The sequence below is a fragment of the Streptomyces aculeolatus genome (assembly GCF_020400605.1).
In the GTDB taxonomy this organism is placed as follows: domain Bacteria; phylum Actinomycetota; class Actinomycetes; order Streptomycetales; family Streptomycetaceae; genus Streptomyces; species Streptomyces aculeolatus.
Window position 1 is genome coordinate 58278 of sequence record NZ_JAINRD010000026.1, and the last position, 16832, is coordinate 75109.

14 protein-coding genes are annotated in these 16832 nt (G+C 74.6%); 3 read left to right on the plus strand and 11 right to left on the minus strand.

What is annotated here, in order from left to right:
- Positions 1-4 precede the first annotated feature (4 nt).
- From LG396_RS32460 to LG396_RS32475, 4 genes are all read right to left on the minus strand, one after another.
- On the minus strand, positions 5-3259 hold the full coding sequence (locus LG396_RS32460; protein WP_225797500.1) for a glycoside hydrolase family 38 N-terminal domain-containing protein: 3255 nt from the start codon (positions 3257-3259) through the stop codon (positions 5-7).
- Positions 3260-3362: 103 nt separating this feature from the next.
- A complete protein-coding gene (locus LG396_RS32465) occupies positions 3363-4175 on the minus strand; it encodes a carbohydrate ABC transporter permease (RefSeq protein WP_018836207.1) in 813 nt (270 codons plus the stop codon).
- 14 nt (positions 4176-4189) lie between these two features.
- A complete protein-coding gene (locus tag LG396_RS32470; protein ID WP_037741890.1) occupies positions 4190-5158 on the minus strand; it encodes a carbohydrate ABC transporter permease in 969 nt (322 codons plus the stop codon).
- The gene (locus LG396_RS32475) at positions 5155-6504 is read right to left on the minus strand and encodes an ABC transporter substrate-binding protein (RefSeq protein ID WP_037741892.1); all 1350 of its coding nucleotides are present in this window, start codon (positions 6502-6504) and stop codon (positions 5155-5157) included. Before LG396_RS32475 ends, LG396_RS32470 begins: the two co-directional genes overlap by 4 nt.
- Before the next feature lie 299 nt (positions 6505-6803).
- Between LG396_RS32475 and LG396_RS32480 the strand changes: the two genes are divergently transcribed.
- Positions 6804-8006, plus strand: coding sequence for an anhydro-N-acetylmuramic acid kinase (locus tag LG396_RS32480; RefSeq protein ID WP_225797501.1), 1203 nt, complete (start codon positions 6804-6806; stop codon positions 8004-8006).
- 174 nt (positions 8007-8180) lie between these two features.
- Here LG396_RS32480 and LG396_RS32485 read toward each other — a convergent pair whose 3' ends face one another.
- Complete coding sequence (locus tag LG396_RS32485) at positions 8181-8852, minus strand: ABC transporter (protein WP_225797502.1); 672 nt, start codon at positions 8850-8852, stop codon at positions 8181-8183.
- On the minus strand, positions 8849-9697 hold the full coding sequence (locus tag LG396_RS32490; RefSeq protein ID WP_225797503.1) for an ATP-binding cassette domain-containing protein: 849 nt from the start codon (positions 9695-9697) through the stop codon (positions 8849-8851). Before LG396_RS32490 ends, LG396_RS32485 begins: the two co-directional genes overlap by 4 nt.
- Positions 9698-9832: 135 nt before the next feature.
- Here LG396_RS32490 and LG396_RS32495 point away from each other — a divergent pair, with 135 nt between their 5' ends.
- On the plus strand, positions 9833-10636 hold the full coding sequence (locus tag LG396_RS32495; RefSeq protein ID WP_037741904.1) for an SAM-dependent methyltransferase: 804 nt from the start codon (positions 9833-9835) through the stop codon (positions 10634-10636).
- Between the two features lie 5 nt (positions 10637-10641).
- Positions 10642-11376: a haloacid dehalogenase type II gene (locus tag LG396_RS32500; RefSeq protein ID WP_225797504.1), complete on the plus strand. Its 735-nt coding sequence runs from the start codon at positions 10642-10644 to the stop codon at positions 11374-11376.
- A gap of 37 nt (positions 11377-11413) precedes the next feature.
- Here the strand turns inward: LG396_RS32500 and LG396_RS32505 are convergent, their stop codons facing one another.
- The 5 genes from LG396_RS32505 to LG396_RS32525 are packed head-to-tail and all read right to left on the minus strand — an operon-like array spanning position 11414 to position 16726.
- Positions 11414-12115, minus strand: coding sequence for an ABC transporter ATP-binding protein (locus LG396_RS32505; protein ID WP_225797505.1), 702 nt, complete (start codon positions 12113-12115; stop codon positions 11414-11416).
- A complete protein-coding gene (locus LG396_RS32510; RefSeq protein ID WP_225797506.1) occupies positions 12105-13229 on the minus strand; it encodes an ABC transporter ATP-binding protein in 1125 nt (374 codons plus the stop codon). Before LG396_RS32510 ends, LG396_RS32505 begins: the two co-directional genes overlap by 11 nt.
- On the minus strand, positions 13226-14143 hold the full coding sequence (locus tag LG396_RS32515; RefSeq protein WP_037741914.1) for an ABC transporter permease: 918 nt from the start codon (positions 14141-14143) through the stop codon (positions 13226-13228). Before LG396_RS32515 ends, LG396_RS32510 begins: the two co-directional genes overlap by 4 nt.
- Positions 14136-15101, minus strand: coding sequence for an ABC transporter permease (locus LG396_RS32520; protein ID WP_186543187.1), 966 nt, complete (start codon positions 15099-15101; stop codon positions 14136-14138). The genes LG396_RS32515 and LG396_RS32520 overlap by 8 nt, the downstream gene beginning before the upstream one ends.
- A 20-nt stretch (positions 15102-15121) precedes the next feature.
- Positions 15122-16726 carry an ABC transporter substrate-binding protein gene (locus tag LG396_RS32525; protein WP_225797507.1) on the minus strand — a complete coding sequence of 535 codons (1605 nt, stop codon included), beginning with the start codon at positions 16724-16726 and terminating at the stop codon, positions 15122-15124.
- Between the last annotated feature and the right edge of the window lie 106 nt (positions 16727-16832).

Consider the following 16832-nt stretch of genomic DNA (forward strand, 5'->3'; position numbering starts at 1 on the left):
TGGTTCAGCGGCGCCGGAAGAGCACCGCGGTCGTGCCGAGGGCGGGGAGGTCGACGGTGACCTCCCCGTCCCGTACCGGCAGGTCGTCTCCCGGGCGGCCGAGGTAGTCGGCGAGCCCGGCCCCGGTGACGGGGAAGAGGGCGCGTACGGGGCAGGCGACGGGCTCCTCGGCGAAGGACTGCAGCCGCAGCAGCACCGCGCCCTCGCCGGCCTCGCCGCCGGGCGTGGCCGCGCCGACGAGCCGCACCCGCGGGTCGCCGATGTCGGCGAACGCCAGCCCGTCGGCGGCCTCGGGGCCTTTGTCCTGCGGGGCGCGGGCCCGTACGGCGTGCAGCGGGCGGCTGAGTCCGGCGGCGGTGCGGGCGCCGAGCGCGCCGTGCGGGGCGGCGTCGTCCCGGCCGCAGGCCAGGCTGTAGCGGAAGGTGAACTCGAAGCCCTGCTCGCTGGGGAAGTTGGTGTCCCACAGGTTGTTGTGGATCCAGGAGAAGACGGTGGCGGGCTCGTCGTGGCCCATCGTCTTGGGGAACGGCGCGTACGGCAGCGCGATGTTGCCGAACTGTACCAGCGGCGCGTCCTGGGTGGCCCAGGCGACCGCGAGCCCGTCCTCGGCGAGCGTCACCCAGCGGCGTACGGCCCGCATGTGCTGCGCGGAGCCGGGGATGACGGGCAGGCCGGTGCCGGTGGCGCCGCCGGTGGCCTCCATGCGCACGGTGGGCGCCTCGAAGGCGAAGGGGAACGCGAAGTAGGCGCTCTCCTTGCCGAGGGTGGCGTCCTTGTCGACGCGGTTGTCGATGTCGAGGCGGGCGGCGCCGTGCGGCAGCGTGAGCGTCGTACGCACCCGGTTGGCGCCGGCGGGGCGGGTCTCGTAGGTGAGGGTCTCGCCGGTGGCGGTGGACGTGCGCGCGATGAGCGCGGCGGGCGGGGCGACGGAGCGGTTGCCGAGGTGCTCCAGGCGCTCGGAGCCGGTGGTGCGGCTGGAGTTGTGGTTGAAGCCGCCGGCGGTGGTGTAGCTGTCGTGGATGTAGGCGTTGAAGCCGGCGGCCGCACCTGCGTCGCCGCTGCGGACGAGTTCGCGGCCGGTGGCCTTGTCGACGACGGAGGCGATGCAGGCGCGGGCGAGGTCGACGCGCACCGCGAGGTGCTCGTTCTCCAGCAGCGTGGGGTCGGCCTGCGCGTGCGCGGCGGCGGCTGTCTCGGCGGGGTCCTCCTGTTCGGTGCCGCCGGTGGGGTTCCAGCCGGTGGCGGCCTTCAGGACGGCGCCCTCGCCGTCCGCAGCGCCGTCGCCGGCGCCGCCGGGGACGACGTCGAGGCGCACGGACCCGGCGGCGGGCACGTCGGCGACGCACACCAGCAGGAACCGGCCGGCGTCCCGGTGGTCGTCGTTGACCTGCGCCTGCTCCTCGTGCCGCAGCCGCTCGCCGGTGCGGGCGTCGCGGACGGCGACGCGCTCCTCCAGCGGCACGCTGCTCTCCGGCAGGAAGATCCGCACGACGTCGGTGCGGGCCCAGGAGCAGGTGTTGACGACGTGGTACGACACGGCGTCGGGTGCGCTCGCGAGGCGCTGGCCGAGGCGGGCGCGGGCCCGGTCGAGCAGGGAGTTGCCGTCGTCGTACGCGCGCAGCGCCTGCCCGTACTTCCAGTGCCACTGCTCCTCGCCGCTGTGGCCGCCGTGGTCGCCGTGGGTCCAGGGGTCGCCGGCGCCCCAGGTGTGCTCGTCGAAGAGGGACACCGCCTCGTAGACGGGGGCCGCGTCGCGGCTGTCGTCGGCGGCGCCGGAGGCGCCGAGGATGCCGGCGAAGGTGCCGAGGGTCTGCGCCTCGGCGACGGTGGCCTGCGCGGTGCGGGCCAGGGACAGCGGGCGGGCGCCGGAGCCGACGCCGTCGACCCACCAGTCGGTCCAGTCGCCCTCGAAGGTGCGGATCTCGTCGCCGAGGCGGGCCTCGGCGTCGGTGAAGAAGTCCTCGTTGCGGGAGAGCCGGAGCTGCGGGTAGGCCCAGGTCTCGTTCCAGCGGCGGACGGTGTCGGCGATGATCCGCCGGGGCGGCGCGTTGTCGCCGAACTTGCCCTGGACGCGCAGGTGCAGGATGTCCCACGGGTACGGCTCGCGCTTGACGTCGGCCTGGTCCATGGCCCAGCCGAAGATGCCGCCGCGGTACGGGTACGGGTTGCTGGCCAGCGACGTCAGGTACGCGGGCAGCAGGTCGTCGACGCTGCCGTAGTCGGTGTCGAAGCCGAGCAGCGGGCCCTCCATGTAGGCCAGGCCGTGCGGGGTGTCGGTGACCCAGACGAGGATGCTGTTGCCGCTGGGGGCGCGCCACCGGAAGAGCCGGGGCAGCTTCTCGCCGCCGACGAGGTGGGGCACGGACCGGCCGGCCCAGTTGTGCGCCACGGAGAGGTACTTGACGCCCGCGGCGGCGAGCGCGTCGACGAGGCCGACGACGGCGCCGGGCACGTCGGTCTGCATCGCGGAGGTGAACTCCACGCCGTGCTCGTCGCGCACCTCGTGGGCGAGCCGCAGCAGTTCGTGGAGTTCGTCGGTGGAGCAGGTCTCGGTGTGCAGGTTGAAGGGCATCGCGGTCAGCTCGATCCGGCCCTCGCGTACGCGCCGGACGAACTCGTCGACCTGCTCGGCGGGCCGGGCGTCGGCCCACTGCCGGAACGACCACAGGGACTCCACGCACCAGCGGAACCGGGACTCGGCCGGCCAGTCGTCGGTGGCGCGGGTCAGCTCCAGGCAGGAGTCGAGGAACGACAGGTGCTCGGCGAGGACGCGGCCCTGGGGGTCGGTGTAGCCGATGTCGAGGTGGGAGTGGTGGACGAGGTGGAGGGTCCACTGCCGCTGCGGGGTGAGGGTCAGCTCGATGCCGTCGTCCGCCCCGCCGCCGCCGCCGGCGTCGGCGTCGGCGGCCAGGCCGACGGTGACGCGGGTGGCGGTGTCGACGGCGGGCAGCAGCAGGCGTACGGACCCGCCGGGGCCCGGCTCCGGCACGGCGGGCAGCGCCGTGCCGGCTTCGGTGCGTACGACGAAGGCGGCGGAGGGGTCGGCGGCCAGGCCGGCGGGCAGGGCGCCGCCGGTGGCCTCGACGCGCAGGCTCTGCAGCAGCCCCCCGCCGTCGGCGTGCTTGAGCAGCGGCTCCTGGGTCAGGCGCAGGGCGGTGCCGGCGAGGCTGCCTTCGGCGGTGACGACGCTGCTGCGCAGGCTGTCGCGGATGCGGTCGTTGTCCCAGTCGGTGGTCTTGACGAGGGCCCGAGTGGTCATGCGGTGGTCTCCGTACTCTCCCGCGGCGGTGCGGGCGGTGAAGCGGGCGGGTTCGTGGGCCGGGCAGGGGTCGGCGGGCGGATGGGGTCGGCGGGCGGTCGGGTCAGCGGGCGGACGCGGTGATGCCGCGCAGGAACAGGCCGCGGAACACCAGGAAGACGAGCAGCGTGGGCAGCGAGACGATGAACGCGCCGGCGAGGACCACCGGTGGCCCGGCGGTGCTGTACGCCTGGGTGAGGGAGTTGAGGGCGGCCATCACCGGCTGGACCTCGGGACTGCGGCTGAGCGTGATGCCGAACAGCAGGTCGTTCCAGACGGCGGTGAACTGGAAGATGAAGGCGGCGCCGAGGCCGGAGCGCATCAGCGGCACGTGGATGCGCCAGAAGATGCGGCGCATGGACGCCCCGTCGAGCATCGCGGCCTCGGTGATCTCCGGCGGCATCGTCGTCATCTGGTTGCGGATGAGGAAGAAGGCGAAGGGGATGGCCCAGGCGGCGTAGACGAGCATCAGGCCCAGGCGGGTGTCGTAGAGGTTGGCGTCGGCGTACATGCCGAACAGCGGGGCCAGGAACATCTGCAGCGGGAAGAGCGTCCCGGAGAAGATCACCCAGAACCACAGGGCGGGCCGGGGTATCGGCAGCACGATGACGGCGAACGCGGCCATCGCCGCGACCACCACGGCCACGCCGCCGCACACCACGGCGTACAGCATGGAGCTGGCGAAGCCGTCGCCGATGCCGGCGTCGGTCCACGCGGCCTTGACGTTGTCGAAGAAGGCGAAGCCCTGCGGGGTCCAGTCGACCGAGCCGGTGAACTCCTCGGGCGGGGTCAGCGAGTTCACGATCAGGATGTAGAGCGGCAGCAGCCAGAGCAGCACGCAGCCGGCAACGAAGAGGTTGCGCATGTGGCGTCCCATGTCGGTGTCTCCTCTCAGTCCTTGGCACCGGGCATCTGGCGGCGCAGATAGAGCCACGAGGAAGCGACGACGATCACGGAGAGCACGAGCGCGACGGCGGATCCGTACCCGACGTGGAAGAGGCGGAACGCCTCGCGGTACATGGTCAGCGCGAGCGTCTCGGAGCTGCGCGAGGGACCGCCCTGGGTGAGGACCCAGATCATGTCGAACGCCTTGAGGCTGTTGACGATGGCCATGCCGACGACCACGACCGTCACGGCGCGCAGCTGCGGCAGGGTGATGTGGCGGAACATCCGCCAGCCGGTGGCGCCGTCCAGTTCGGCGGCCTCGATCGTCTCCCGGGGGATGGCGCGCAGGCCGATGGCGAAGAGGACGACGTTCAGGCCGGTGGCCTGCCAGGTGCTGGCGACGATCATCGAGATGGTGTTCTGCGGCCACTCCAGCAGCCAGCCCTGCGCCCACGAGTCGAGGCCGATGCCGCGCAGCACCTGGTTGACCGCGCCGTCCGTGGTGAGCATGAAACGCCACAGCGAGGCGGTGGCGGCGCCGGAGATCGCGAACGGCAGCACGATGACGAGCTGGGCGAGTCCGCCGAAGCGGCGCATCCGGTGGGTGGCCACCGCGATGGCGAGGCCGGCCACGACGGGCAGCAGCAGGGTGCCGGCGACCCACATGAAGGTGTTGAGCAGCGAGCGGCCGAAGATCGGGTCCTCGGCGAGCCGCGTGTAGTTGTCGATGCCGGTGAAGCTGCTGGTGAAGCCGTTGTCCTCGAAGAAGCTGCCGTAGATGCTGCGGAGGAAGGGGTAGACGAGCAGGACGCCGACGAGCGCGAGCGCGGGCAGCGCCCAGGGGATGCCGGCGAACGGGCCGCCCATGCGGCCGGTGGACGTGCCTCTGGAGGCCTGGTGCGGGCTGCGGACGGGTATGCGGCGGCGTACGCGTACGGGCTTGGCGGCTTCCGCCGTGCCCACGGTGTCGGTCATGACTTCTCCGCCTCCCGCCACACCTTCCACGCCTCGTCGGCACGCTCCTGCATGGTCCGCAGCCCGCTGCGGTACGAGTGCGGTTCGATGAGCATGCCCGCGAGGTCGTCCACGGTGGACTCGACCAGTTCGGGCGGGCCCTGTTCCCAGAAGCGGTTGAGCAGCCACAGGTCCTCGGACTGGCGGGTGACGCCATCGATGACCGCGTTGGCGGGCTTGACCATCGGGTTGGGGCTGCCGTCGGAGAGACCGTGTGCGAACGCGGTGGCGACCTCGGGGTGCAGCCAGCCGCCGGCGGCCTTCAACGCCTCTTCCCGGTCCGGGCCCTTGACGGTGACGGCGAAGGCGCTCGACTCGAAGATCACGCAGGGGCGGGCCGCCGGGTCGGCCATGGGCAGGACGAAGGCGTCGACGGTCTTGCCGGGCTTGGCGCCGGCACCGGCGAAGACGCCGCCCAGCCAGGTGCCGCAGGCGACCATCCCGATGTCGCCGTGGACGACCGCGGCGGCGGCGTTGTTGTGGTCCACGTCCATGCTGGTGAACCAGTTCTTGTCGAAGAAGCCGGCGATCGTGCGCAGCGCCCGTTCGGCGCGCGGGTCCGTGTAGCGCTCGCGCCCGTTCATCAGGTCGTCGTAGAACTGCGGGTCCTGACGGCTCAGGATCTCCTGGAACCAGATGAACGCGGGCCAGCGGCCGGCCGTGGTGCCGTGCAGCGGGGTGATGCCGTTGTCCTTCAGCCGGGTGCAGGCGGTGAGGAAGTCGTCCCAGGTCTCGGGCTTCTTGAGGCGGTGCTCGGCGAATACCTCGGGGTTGTAGAAGATCACCCAGTAGGCGAGGTTCATCGGCAGCCCGTAGACGCGGCCGCCGTAGGTGAACGCCTCGCGCAGCGAGGGGTCGACCCAGCCCTGGGACTCGGCGGACTCCCACTGCTCGGACAGGTCCTCGATGCCGCCGGTGCGTGCGAGGTCGCGCAGCCGGTAGCCGGACCAGTACTTGAGCAGATCGGGGGTCTTGTTCGTGCGGAGCGAGGACTTGACGATCTGCTCGAAGGACTCGAGGGACGGGATGACCTCGGGGACGAGCTGCAGGCCGGCGGTGGCCTTGAGCGCCTTGCCTGCGGCCTGGAGCGGAGCCTCCCAGGTGGCGTTGTCGCCGTGGATGGCGACCTTGCCGGGTCCTTGTCCCGCGGCGCTGCCGCAGGCGGTGGCCAGTCCGCCGGCGGCGGTGGCGACCGCGCCGGCCGCGGAGACGCGGAGCAGGGTACGGCGGTCGACGTGCTGCGTGCGGGGGGTGGTCGTGCCGGGGTCGGTGGTTGGCGGGGGGATCGGCGGATGACGACCTGACATCGGGCGGCTCCCTGGGTCACGCTCGTGTTATCGTTAACACGCGGTGGAGAGAGCTTGACGGTCGACGACCGCCGACGTCAATGGCCTCGCAGTGAAATTTCAGAAGATGGCCTGACAACTCAGGCCGCGCTTTTGCTTGCGGCAGAATGCCCGAAATGTATAGTTCTGGCCCAGCGGGGTCGCAGGCCCGTCGCCGCGCCTCTGCGCAAGGACGGCACCCGGCCGCCGGGCCTGCGACCTCGACACCACCCGGCCCGAGCCGCCGTCCCCCCGGCGAACGCGCCGACGACAATGGCCCGATGACCCACCCGCACCCCGCCCCCGCGCTCACCGTCGTCGGCCTGCTCAGCGGCACCTCGTACGACGCCGTGGACGCCGCCGTCTGCGACCTGCGCCTGGCCGGCGAAGAACTCCTCCTGCACCCCCGCGGCCTGCACAGCGCCCCCTTCCCCGACGAGCTGCGCCGCGCCGTCGCCGCCTGCCTGCCCCCGGCGCGGACGACGATGGCGGAGGTCTGCCGGCTCGACACCGAACTGGGCCGGTTCTTCGGCCGGGTGGCCGCCGAGGCGGTCGACGCCGTGGCGGGCGGCCGCGCCGACCTCGTCGTCTCGCACGGGCAGACCGTCTACCACTGGGTCGAGGGCCGGCAGGCCCGCGGCACCCTCCAGCTCGGCGGCGCCGCCTGGATCGCCGAGGCCACCGGGCTGCCGGTCGTCTCCGACGTCCGCACCCGCGACATCGCCCGCGGCGGCCAGGGCGCCCCGCTCGCCTCCACCCTCGACGCGCTGCTGCTGCTCGGCGAGGGACCCGGCCCGCGGCGCGGGGCGCTGAACCTCGGCGGCATCGCCAACATCACGGTCCGCGGCGGCTCCGGCGGGATCGTCGCGTACGACCTGGGGCCGGCCAACGCGCTCATCGACGCGGCGGTGGCCGACGGCACGGGTGGCGCCGAGACGATGGACACCGACGGCGCGCGGGCGCGGCGCGGCACCGTGGACCGGGAGCTGCTGCGCCGGCTGCTGGCCGAGCCGTACTACGCGCTGGCCGCGCCCAAGTCGACGGGCAAGGAGCTGTTCCACGGGGTGTATCTGCGCGAGCAGGTGGCGGCCGCGGGCGGCCGCCCGGAGCTGGACGACCTGGTCGCCACCGTCACGGAGCTGACCGCGGAGCTGGTCGCGGCGGCGTGCCGGGATTACGGGGTCGAGGAACTGGTCGTCTCCGGCGGCGGGGTGCGCAACCCGGCGCTGCTGGCGCGGCTCGCGGAGCTGTGCGCTCCGGCGCGGGTGTCGCCGATCGAGGAGCACGGGCTGTCGTCGCAGGGCAAGGAGGGGTATCTCTTCGCGCTGCTGGGCTTTCTGACGGTGTGCGGGCTGCCGGCGTCGGTCCCGTCGGCGACGGGCGCGCGCGAGGCGGCGCTGCTGGGGTCGATCACGCCGGGGGCGCGGCCGCTGCGGCTGCCGGAGCCGGCGGCGCAGGCGCCGGTGCGGCTGCGGGTGGTGTGACGCCCGGGGCGCAGTCGGTACGGGCCGTGCCCCGGCGGCAGGGCGGGCCGCGCCGGGCCGCGGGCGCGCTGCCGGGTACGTCGGCAGTCGAAGGGGCGCCCCCGGAGGGCTACCCCCGCAGCACGGCGGACCGGGCGCGATCGGGCGGCAGGCTCGCGGCGTTCGGCGCCGCGATCAGCGCCGGGCGCTGAGCGCCGCGGCCAGTGCCGCCGTCGCCGCGGCGGCCAGGGCCGCGCCGGTCAGCGGCAGCAGCGGCAGCGGCACCTCCGCCGCGCGGGAGCCGGTGACCAGGCCGGTCACGGCGGCGTTGGCCGGGGAGCCCGCCGCCACCAGCACCGCCCCCGCGCCGGCGAGCGTCGCCGGCACCGCCCAGGCCCGGCTGCGCAGCAGCGGCCGGTTGCACAGCGCACCCACCGCCGTGCCCAGCAGCGCGCACGTCAGCGTCGCCAGCAGGCCCGCGCCCGTCGCCGCCGCCACCGGGACGGCGGTGTCAGCGGCCCGGTCCGAGCCGTGCGCGTCGCTGATGAGCACGACGACCGCCACGCCGGCCGCGCCCAGGGCGCACGCCGCCGCGAACGCCGCGGCCAGGCTTGCCAGATGGGCCCGCGCCGGGCCGCCGGCCGCGGCCAGGCAGGCCCGCGCGGCGGGCGGCTCCACACCGGTGCACACCCGCACCAGCCAGGCCGCGACCGGCAGCACCGCCGCCGCGGCCACGCCGAGCGAGTCCAGCACCGCCTGCCCCGGCTGGACGCCGACGGCCAGTGCGGCCGCGTACACCAGCAGCGGCGGCAGCCAGCGGTGCGACCTGGCGAGCAGGGCGAGTTGGTAGCGCACGAGCGCGGTCACGGCGCCGGGTCCCCGTCGGGCGGGTACGCCACGGGGTGCACGCCGCGGATGTGCCAGCCGGGGCGGGCGTCGAGCAGGGCGCGCAGCAGCGCGTCGGAGTGCGCCGCGGACACGGTCAGCCGGCAGCCGCCGCCGGGCAGTTCCTCGTGCAGCGGCGCTCCGGGCAGCCCGCCGGGAACCGGGGAGCCGGGCTCTCCGACCGCTTCGACCACCACCGCGGGCCCGCCGCCCGCGGGCCCGGCGGCGACCCGTCCGCCGCCGACGCGGTAGGCGGCGCGCGGCACGTCCGCCAGCCGCCGCGGGTCGTGGTCGACGAAGACCACCGCCCCGCCGGCGGCCAGCCGCTCCCCCACCGCCGCGTCCAGCTCGGCGCGCGCCCGCGCGTCCAGCCCGGTCCACGCCTCGTCGAGCACCAGCAGCTCCGGCTCGGCGAGCAGCGCCTGCGCCACCGCGACCTTCTGGCTGCCGCCCTTCGACAGCTCGTCCAGCGGCGTGCGCGCCGACTCCCCCGCCCCGAACCGCTCCAGCCACCGCTCTGCCCGCCGCCGTGCCTCCGCCCCGCGCAGCCCGTGCACCCGGCCCAGGTGCGTCAGATAGCCGAGGGCGGTCAGCGGCAGCGCGGCGGGGAAGCGCTCCGGCACGTACGCCGTGCGCGCGGGGCGGTCGGTGACGCGGCCGGCGCTGGGCAGGTCGATGCCCGCGAGCAGCCGCAGCAGCGTCGACTTGCCGCCGCCGTTGGCGCCTTCGACGCGTACGAGCCCGCCCGCAGGCACCCGCAGGTCGACTCCGCGCAGCACCCAGGGCCCGCGTCTGCCGTAGCGGCGCCCGACCGCGTCCAGCCTCATGGCCCGGATGATCTCACGGCGGTATCCACCCGGCGAGCGCCCCGGACCGCGGCCGGGTGGCCGGATCGCTTACGGTGCACGGGCAGTTGGTCTATTTTTTGTGGCTTCAGCGCGACTGGTGGCGGGAGAGTTCTGATGGGGGACACGGATGGCGGCGGGAGAGCGCCGGTGATCGACACCACCGTGCCGCAGTCGGCCCGGATCTGGAACTTCTGGCTGGGCGGCAGCGACAACTACCGCGTCGACCGGCTGGCGGGCGAGGCGTACGTACGGCTCTCGCCCGCGATCGTCGACATCGCCCGCGCGTCGCGCGCCTTCCTCACCCGCTCCCTGCGCTACCTCGCGGTCGAGGCCGGAATACGCCAGTTCCTCGACGTCGGCACCGGCCTGCCGACGGCCCAGAACACGCACGAAGTGGCGCAGGGCATACACCCGTCGGCGCGGGTCGTCTACGTCGACAACGACCCGATGGTCCTCGCGCACGCCCGCGCCCTGCTGGTCTCCCGGCCCACCGGGGTGTGCGACTACGTGAACGCCGACGTGCACGAGCCGGACACGGTGCTGGCGGGCGCGACGAAGACGCTGGACCTCGACGAGCCGGTGGGGCTGATCCTCAGCGGGATCGTGGGGCACGTCGCTGACTACGAGGAGGCGCGCGCGATCGTCGCCCGCCTGGTCGGCGCGCTGCCGGCCGGCAGCCACCTGGTGCTCAGCGACGGTACGGGCGTGGTGCACCGCGAGGCCCGGCGGGCGCAGGACGCGTACAACAGGAGCGGCGCGGTGCCGTATGTGCTGCGCACGCCGGAGGAGATCGAAGGGTTCTTCACGGGCCTGGAGCTGGTCGGGCCCGGTGTCGTGTCATGCTCCCGCTGGCGGCCCGAGGGCGGCGGGGAGCCGGAGCCGGTCGACCAGTTCGGCGGCGTGGGACGGAAGGGGTGAGCCGGATGGCGGCGGAGGAGTTCGATCCGGGGGCGGTACGGGCCGTCGCGTTCGACATCTTCGGCACCACCGTGGACTGGCGCACGGGCGTCGCGGAGCAGGTGGCGCACCTGGCGCGGCGCCGCGGGGTGGAGCTGGACGGCGCCGCCTTCGCCGACGAGTGGCGGGGGATGTACCTGCCGTCGATGGGCCGGGTCAACGGCGGCGAGCGGGAGTGGGCGTATCTCGACGTGCTGCACCGCGAGTCGCTGGACGAGCTGCTCGAACGCCACGGTGTGGCCGCCGCCTTCGACGACGGTGCCCGCGGCGAGCTGGTGCGCGCCTGGCACCGGCTGCCCGCGTGGGACGACGCGGCCGCGGGCCTCGCGCGGCTGAGCGGCCGGTACGTGGTGGCGGCGCTGTCCAACGGCGGCTTCGCGCTGCTGACCCGGCTGGTGAAGGCGGCGGGGCTGCCGTTCGACTGCATCCTCTCCGCCGAGCTGGCGCAGCGCTACAAGCCGGACCCGGCGCCGTATCTGACGGCCGCTCGGCTGCTTGACGTCGCGCCCGGCGAGCTGCTGATGGTGGCCTGCCACGGCTGGGACCTGGCGGGCGCGCGCGGCGCGGGGCTGCGGACGGCGTTCGTGGACCGCCCGCTGGAGAAGGGACCGGCGGGCGGGGCGGACCGCGCGGCGGACGTGCCCGCAGACGTGGCGGCGGCGGACTTCGCGGACCTGGCCGACCGGTTGGGCTGTCCGTGACGGTGCCCTCACGCGCCGTCCATCCGTACGAAAGCAATCAGCCACTCGGCGCGGGCTTCGCCTCCGGGGCCAGTTCGTCCCAGGCGACGGTGCGGTCGCACCAGCGCTCCAGCAGTGTGCGGTCGTGGCCCACGGCCAGCAGCGCGGCGCCGGAGGCGCGGCGGTAGTCCTCGACGGCCGCGACGAGCGCCGCGGTGGTGGAGGCGTCGAGCATCGCCGTCATCTCGTCGCACACCAGGATCCGGGGGCGCAGCGCCAGCGCGCGGGCGAGGCACGCCCGTTGGAGCTGGCCGTCGCTGACCTCGTGGGGGCGGCGGGCCAGCAGGTCGGGGGTGAGGCCGACGAGCGCGGCCAGTTCCCCGGTGCGGTCCTGCGCCTCGGCGCGGCGGCCGGTGGCGCGCAGCGGCTCGCCGATCAGGGCGGACAGCGTCAGCCGCGGGTCGGCGGCGAGGCGGGGCTGCTGGAAGACGACGCCGAAGGCGGTGCGCTGCTCGCGGGGTGCCCGGTGGCGCCAGCCGCGTACGGGCTCGCCGTCGAGCAGCACCTCGCCGGCGTCCGGCCGGTGCAGCAGGGCGGCGACGCGGGCGAGGGTGGACTTGCCGCAGCCGCTGGGGCCCAGCAGCCCGGTGGCCTCGCCGGGGGCGAGGGTGAGGGAGACGCCGCGGACGACGGGGACGCGGCGGTCGTATCCGGCGGTGATCGCGCGGAGCCGGAGCGGGGGCGGGCTGTCAGCGGGCATCGACGGACTCCGGTCGCTGGGGCGGACCCGGCTTGTCGGTCCGCTGCGTCGGCACCTGCTTCTCCCCCGCGTCCGCCGGCCCGTGCCGCCGGTGCGGCTCGTGCGGCGGTGCGGTTCCGGCGGGCACCGGGTGGTGGCACGCGACCCCCGAGGCCAGTGCCGGCACCGCCGCGCAGGCGTCGGTGGCGTGGGCGCACCGCGGGGCGAACGCGCAGCCCGGCGGCAGCGCGCCCAGCTCCGGCGGCAGGCCGGGGATGGGGGTGAAGCCGCGCTCCGGGAGGGCGTCGAGGAGGCCGCGGGCGTACGGGTGCCGGGGGCCGGGGGCGCCGAAGAAGGCGTCGGCGGCGGCGAGTTCGACGATCCGCCCGGCGTACATCACCGCCACCCGGTCCGCGATCCGCTCCGCGGCGGCCAGGTCGTGGGTGATCATCAGCAGCCCGTGCCCGTCGTCGACCTGGCGGCGCAGTTCGTCGACGGTGCGCTCGACGAGGTCGCGGTCGAGCCCGGTGGTCGGCTCGTCGGCCAGCAGCAGCGGCGGGCCGCCGACGAGCGCGAGGGCGGTGGCGGCGCGCTGGGCGAGGCCGCCGGACAGCTCGTGCGGGTAGCGGTCGAGGTGGTCGGCGGGGAACGCGGCGCGCGCCGCGGCCTCTTCCGCGGCGGCGCGCAGCGCGGCCTTGCCGCGGGTGCCGGTCAGCTCCCGGGCGACCTCCTGGAGCTGGGAGCGCACGGTCCTTACGGGCGTCAGGTGGGCGGCCGGGGACTGCGGGATGAGGCCGACACGGCGGCCGCGTACCCGGCGGGCCAGCTCCGCCTCCGCGGCGCCGAGCAGTTCCAGTTCGCCGAGGTGCGCGGTGCCCGCGGTCTCGGCGTTCTCGGGCAGCAGCCCGAGGAGCGCCGAGGCCAGTACGGACTTGCCGCAGCCGCTCTCGCCGACCAGGGCGACGCACTCGCCGGGGGCCAGCGCGAGGGAGACGTCGGTGACGGCGGCAACGTACCGGCCGCGGCGCATCCGGAAGCGGACCGACATGCGGTCGAGGGTCAGCAGCGGCGCGGCGCCGGTGCCGGCGTCGGCGGTGCCGTCCGTGCGCTCGGGGTTCTGCGTCCGGTCCGTCACAGCGTCAGCTCCGATCGGCGGCGCGGATTCAGCCGCTCCCGCCACGCGCCGGCGAGACCGGCGACGGCGAGGGTCGGGATGATGATGAACAGACCGGGGAAGAGGGTGGGCCACCAGTCCCCCGCGAGCAGCGCGCCGCGCGCGCCCTGCACCATCGCGCCCAGGCTCGCCTGGTGCGGCGGCAGCCCGAGGCCGAGGAACGACAGCGCCGACTCGTGCCAGATGGCGTGCGGCACCATGAGCACCGCCGCGAGGCCCGCCTGCGGCAGCACCCCGGGGACGAGGTGGCGGACGGCGACGCGGGTGCGCGAGGCGCCGCCGGAGACGGCCGCGTCCACGAACGGCCGGCCGCGCAGCGACAGCACCTCGGCGCGCACGATGCGGCACGTCGACACCCAGTGCGTCAGCCCCACGGAGGCGACGACCGGCCACACCCCGGGCTGGAACAGGGCGACGATGAAGATGCCGAGCAGCAGGTGCGGCACGGAGGCGAAGACGTCCACCAGCCGCATCACGGCCCGGTCGACGTGTCCGCCGAGCGCACCGGCCAGCGCGCCGACGGCGGTGCCGACGACGGTGGCGACGAGCGCGGCGACCACGCCGACGAGCAGCGAGACGCGCAGCCCGTAGACGCAGCGCAGCAGCACGTCGCGGCCGACGTCGTCGGTGCCGAAGAGGTGGGAGAGGGACGGCGGGGCCAGCTTGTTGCCGATGTCGACGGCCTGCTGGTCGAGCTGGACCAGCGGCGGCACGACGAGCACCGCGAGGACGGCCAGCGCGACGACCGCGGCGGAGGTGCGGACGCGCAGCGTGCGCACCGACTTGCGGCCGGTGCCGCGGGTGCGCCAGCGGGTCGCGTCCTGCGGCCCGTCGGGCGCGCCCGGCTTCGCCGCCGCCTGTGGTGTCTCAGCCATCGAAGCCCACTCTCGGGTCGGCGAGCCCGTACAGCAGGTCGGACAGCAGGTTGCCGAGGAGCACCGCCGCGGTCGCCAGCACGGTCAGCGCGGCGAGCAGCGGGAAGTCGACGGACGTGGCGGCCTCGACGGTGGCCGCGGCGATCCCCGGCCAGCTGAAGACGGTCTCGATGAGCAGTGCGCCGGTGATCAGCTCCGGCACCCGGGTGCCGATGAGCGTGAGCACGGGCAGCAGCCCGGAGCGCAGCGCGTGCCCCAGCAGGACGGTGCGTTCGGCAAGCCCGCGGGAGCGGGCGCCGCGTACGGGGTCCTCGTCCAGGGCGTCGCCGACGCCCTGGCGGACGTAGAGCACGAACCACGGCATCTGCGAGACGGCGAGCACCGACGCGGGCAGCAGCACGTGCTCGGCGACCTGCCCGAAGCTGACGACGTCCGTGCCGGTGTCGGTCAGCCCGCCGGCCGGCAGCGCGTCGAGCTGGAGCGCGAACAGCCAGACGGCGAGCAGCCCGAGCCAGAACGGCGGCGCCGCCTCCAGGGCGTACGCGACGGAGGTGACGGCCCGGTCGAGCAGCCCGCCGCGGCGGCGGGCGGCGAGGACGCCGAGCAGCGTGCCGGCCACGATGGCGACGGCGAACGCGACCGCGCACAGCAGCACCGTCCAGCCGATGCGCTCGCCGATGACGTCGGCGACGGGCTGGCGCATGCTGGTCGACTCGCCGAGGTCGCCGGTGACGACGCCGGTCAGCCAGTCCCACCAGCGGGTGACGAACGGGTCGTCGGCGCCGAGGCTGTCGCGGAGCTGGTCCAGCGCCTCCTGGGAGGCGCTGAACCCGGCGGTGCCCGCGTACGCCTTCACCGGGTCGAACGGCGAGGCGGCGGCGATGGCGAACACCCCGAAGGTGACGGCCAGCAGGACGGGGACGGCGTACAGCAGCCGCCGCCCGGCCATCCGCGCCATCGGGGCAAGCGGCAGCCCGGTCACGGCGCGGGCTGCCAGCTCTCGACGTTCCACCAGGGCCCGCTGCCGAAGCCGTGCTCGTGCGGCTCGACCTGGGTGGTCAGGCCGCGCCAGGTGTCGGCGACGACGTAGATGTGGTCGATGTGGGTGAGGAAGATGTAGCCCGGGTTCTCCGTGAGTTCCTGCTGCACCTTGTCGTACGCCCGCTTGCGCTCGGCCTTGTCGCCGGACTCCCGGCCCTCGGCGAGGGCGGTGTCGACGTCCGGGTTCTCGTACGAGGCCATGTTGTTGAAGCCCTGCCCGGCCAGCTCGGAGTTGAGCATCGGGTAGAGGTCGAAGTCGGGGTCGGCTGGGCTGCCGCCGCCGGCGAGCACGGCGTCCTCGCCCATCCGCGGCTCGATGACCTCCCAGGTGCCGCTCTCCACCTTGGCCTCGATGCCGACCTTCTTGGCGTCGCCGGCGAAGGCGAGGGCGTGCTCCTGGCGGAGCTTGTCGCCGGAGGGGTAGTAGAGGGTGAACGAGGCGCGCTGCCCGTCCTTCTCGCGGATGCCGCCGTCGCCCGCGCGCCAGCCGGCGTCGTCGAGGATCTTCTCGGCCCTCGCGGTGTCGTAGGGGCGCTCGGTGCCCTGGGCGAACCACTCGCTGTCGGTGGGCACGGGCCCGTAGGCGGCCTTGCCGCGGCCCTCCAGCAGCTTGTCGACCATGGCGTCGCGGTCGACGGCCACGTCCAGCGCCCGGCGGATGGCGAGGTCGCCGGTGACGGGGTTGTCCGTGGGCAGGGTGACCGCGCGGTGGTCGAAGGTGGTGGCGGCGACGGTCTGCTTGTCGTCGTCCTCGGCGAAGGTCTTGGCGAGGTTCGGCGGCAGGATGGCGCCGTCGAGGTCGCCGGAGCGCAGCCGGGTGGCGCGGATGTCGTCGTCGGCGATGACCGCCATCGTCAGCTTCGCGACCTTCGGCTTGCCGCCCCAGTAGCCGGGGTTGGCGGAGAAGGTGAGCTTCTCGCCCTTGCGCCAGTTGTCCAGGACGTACGGGCCGGTGCCGATCGGCTCGGTGTTGAACGGGCCGGTGTTGACGTCGCCCTTGCCGGCGGCGTGCTCCGGCGCGATGGGCAGCACGGTGCGCTCGGCGAAGGCGGCGTAGGGGTACTTCAGCCGGAAGACGACGGTGTCGTCGCCCTCGGCCTCGACGCTGTCGACGGCCTCCAGGTCGCCCTTGGAGGGGTTGTTGGTGCCGGGGTCGAGGATGGTCTCGTAGGTGAAGACCACGTCGGCGGCGGTGAAGGGCTCGCCGTCGCTGAACGTCACGCCGTCGCGCAGCTTGTACGTGTAGGTGGTGCCGTCGTCGGTGATCTCGGGCAGCGCGCGGGCGAGGGCGGGGCGCAGCTCCATGTCGGCGGTGCGGGCGAGGAGGCCGTCGAAGAGCTTGGAGTTGCCGTCCTTGCCGTAGCCGAGGAGCGGGCTGAGGGTGTCGGGTTCGGTGGAGACGCCGATGACGGCGGTGGCGCCGTCGCCGCCGGAGCCGCCGGAGTCGTCGTCGGCGTCCGGGTTCGAGCAGGCGGCGGCTCCCGCGAGCACCGCCGCTGCCGCCGTGACCGAGACCGCTGCGCGTATGCCGCGGACTGACATGCCCACTCCCCTGTTGAAGGCCGACTGTTATTGCGAACCGTTCGCAATTAGAACCCATGATCGGTGTGCGGCGCAATGAGGAGTCCACTTCGCGGGCACCCGGCGG

What these genes read in the sequence shown, in the direction of transcription:
- LG396_RS32460 (WP_225797500.1), bottom strand. Translation starts at nt 3,259, where the DNA reads ATGACCACTCGGGCCCTCGTCAAGACCACCGACTGGGACAACGACCGC.
- LG396_RS32465 (WP_018836207.1), bottom strand. Translation starts at nt 4,175, where the DNA reads ATGGGACGCCACATGCGCAACCTCTTCGTTGCCGGCTGCGTGCTGCTC.
- LG396_RS32470 (WP_037741890.1), bottom strand. Translation starts at nt 5,158, where the DNA reads ATGACCGACACCGTGGGCACGGCGGAAGCCGCCAAGCCCGTACGCGTA.
- LG396_RS32475 (WP_037741892.1), bottom strand. Translation starts at nt 6,504, where the DNA reads ATGTCAGGTCGTCATCCGCCGATCCCCCCGCCAACCACCGACCCCGGC.
- LG396_RS32480 (WP_225797501.1), top strand. Translation starts at nt 6,804, where the DNA reads ATGACCCACCCGCACCCCGCCCCCGCGCTCACCGTCGTCGGCCTGCTC.
- LG396_RS32490 (WP_225797503.1), bottom strand. Translation starts at nt 9,697, where the DNA reads ATGAGGCTGGACGCGGTCGGGCGCCGCTACGGCAGACGCGGGCCCTGG.
- LG396_RS32495 (WP_037741904.1), top strand. Translation starts at nt 9,833, where the DNA reads ATGGGGGACACGGATGGCGGCGGGAGAGCGCCGGTGATCGACACCACC.
- LG396_RS32500 (WP_225797504.1), top strand. Translation starts at nt 10,642, where the DNA reads ATGGCGGCGGAGGAGTTCGATCCGGGGGCGGTACGGGCCGTCGCGTTC.
- LG396_RS32505 (WP_225797505.1), bottom strand. Translation starts at nt 12,115, where the DNA reads ATGCCCGCTGACAGCCCGCCCCCGCTCCGGCTCCGCGCGATCACCGCC.
- LG396_RS32515 (WP_037741914.1), bottom strand. Translation starts at nt 14,143, where the DNA reads ATGGCTGAGACACCACAGGCGGCGGCGAAGCCGGGCGCGCCCGACGGG.
- LG396_RS32520 (WP_186543187.1), bottom strand. Translation starts at nt 15,101, where the DNA reads ATGGCGCGGATGGCCGGGCGGCGGCTGCTGTACGCCGTCCCCGTCCTG.
- LG396_RS32525 (WP_225797507.1), bottom strand. Translation starts at nt 16,726, where the DNA reads ATGTCAGTCCGCGGCATACGCGCAGCGGTCTCGGTCACGGCGGCAGCG.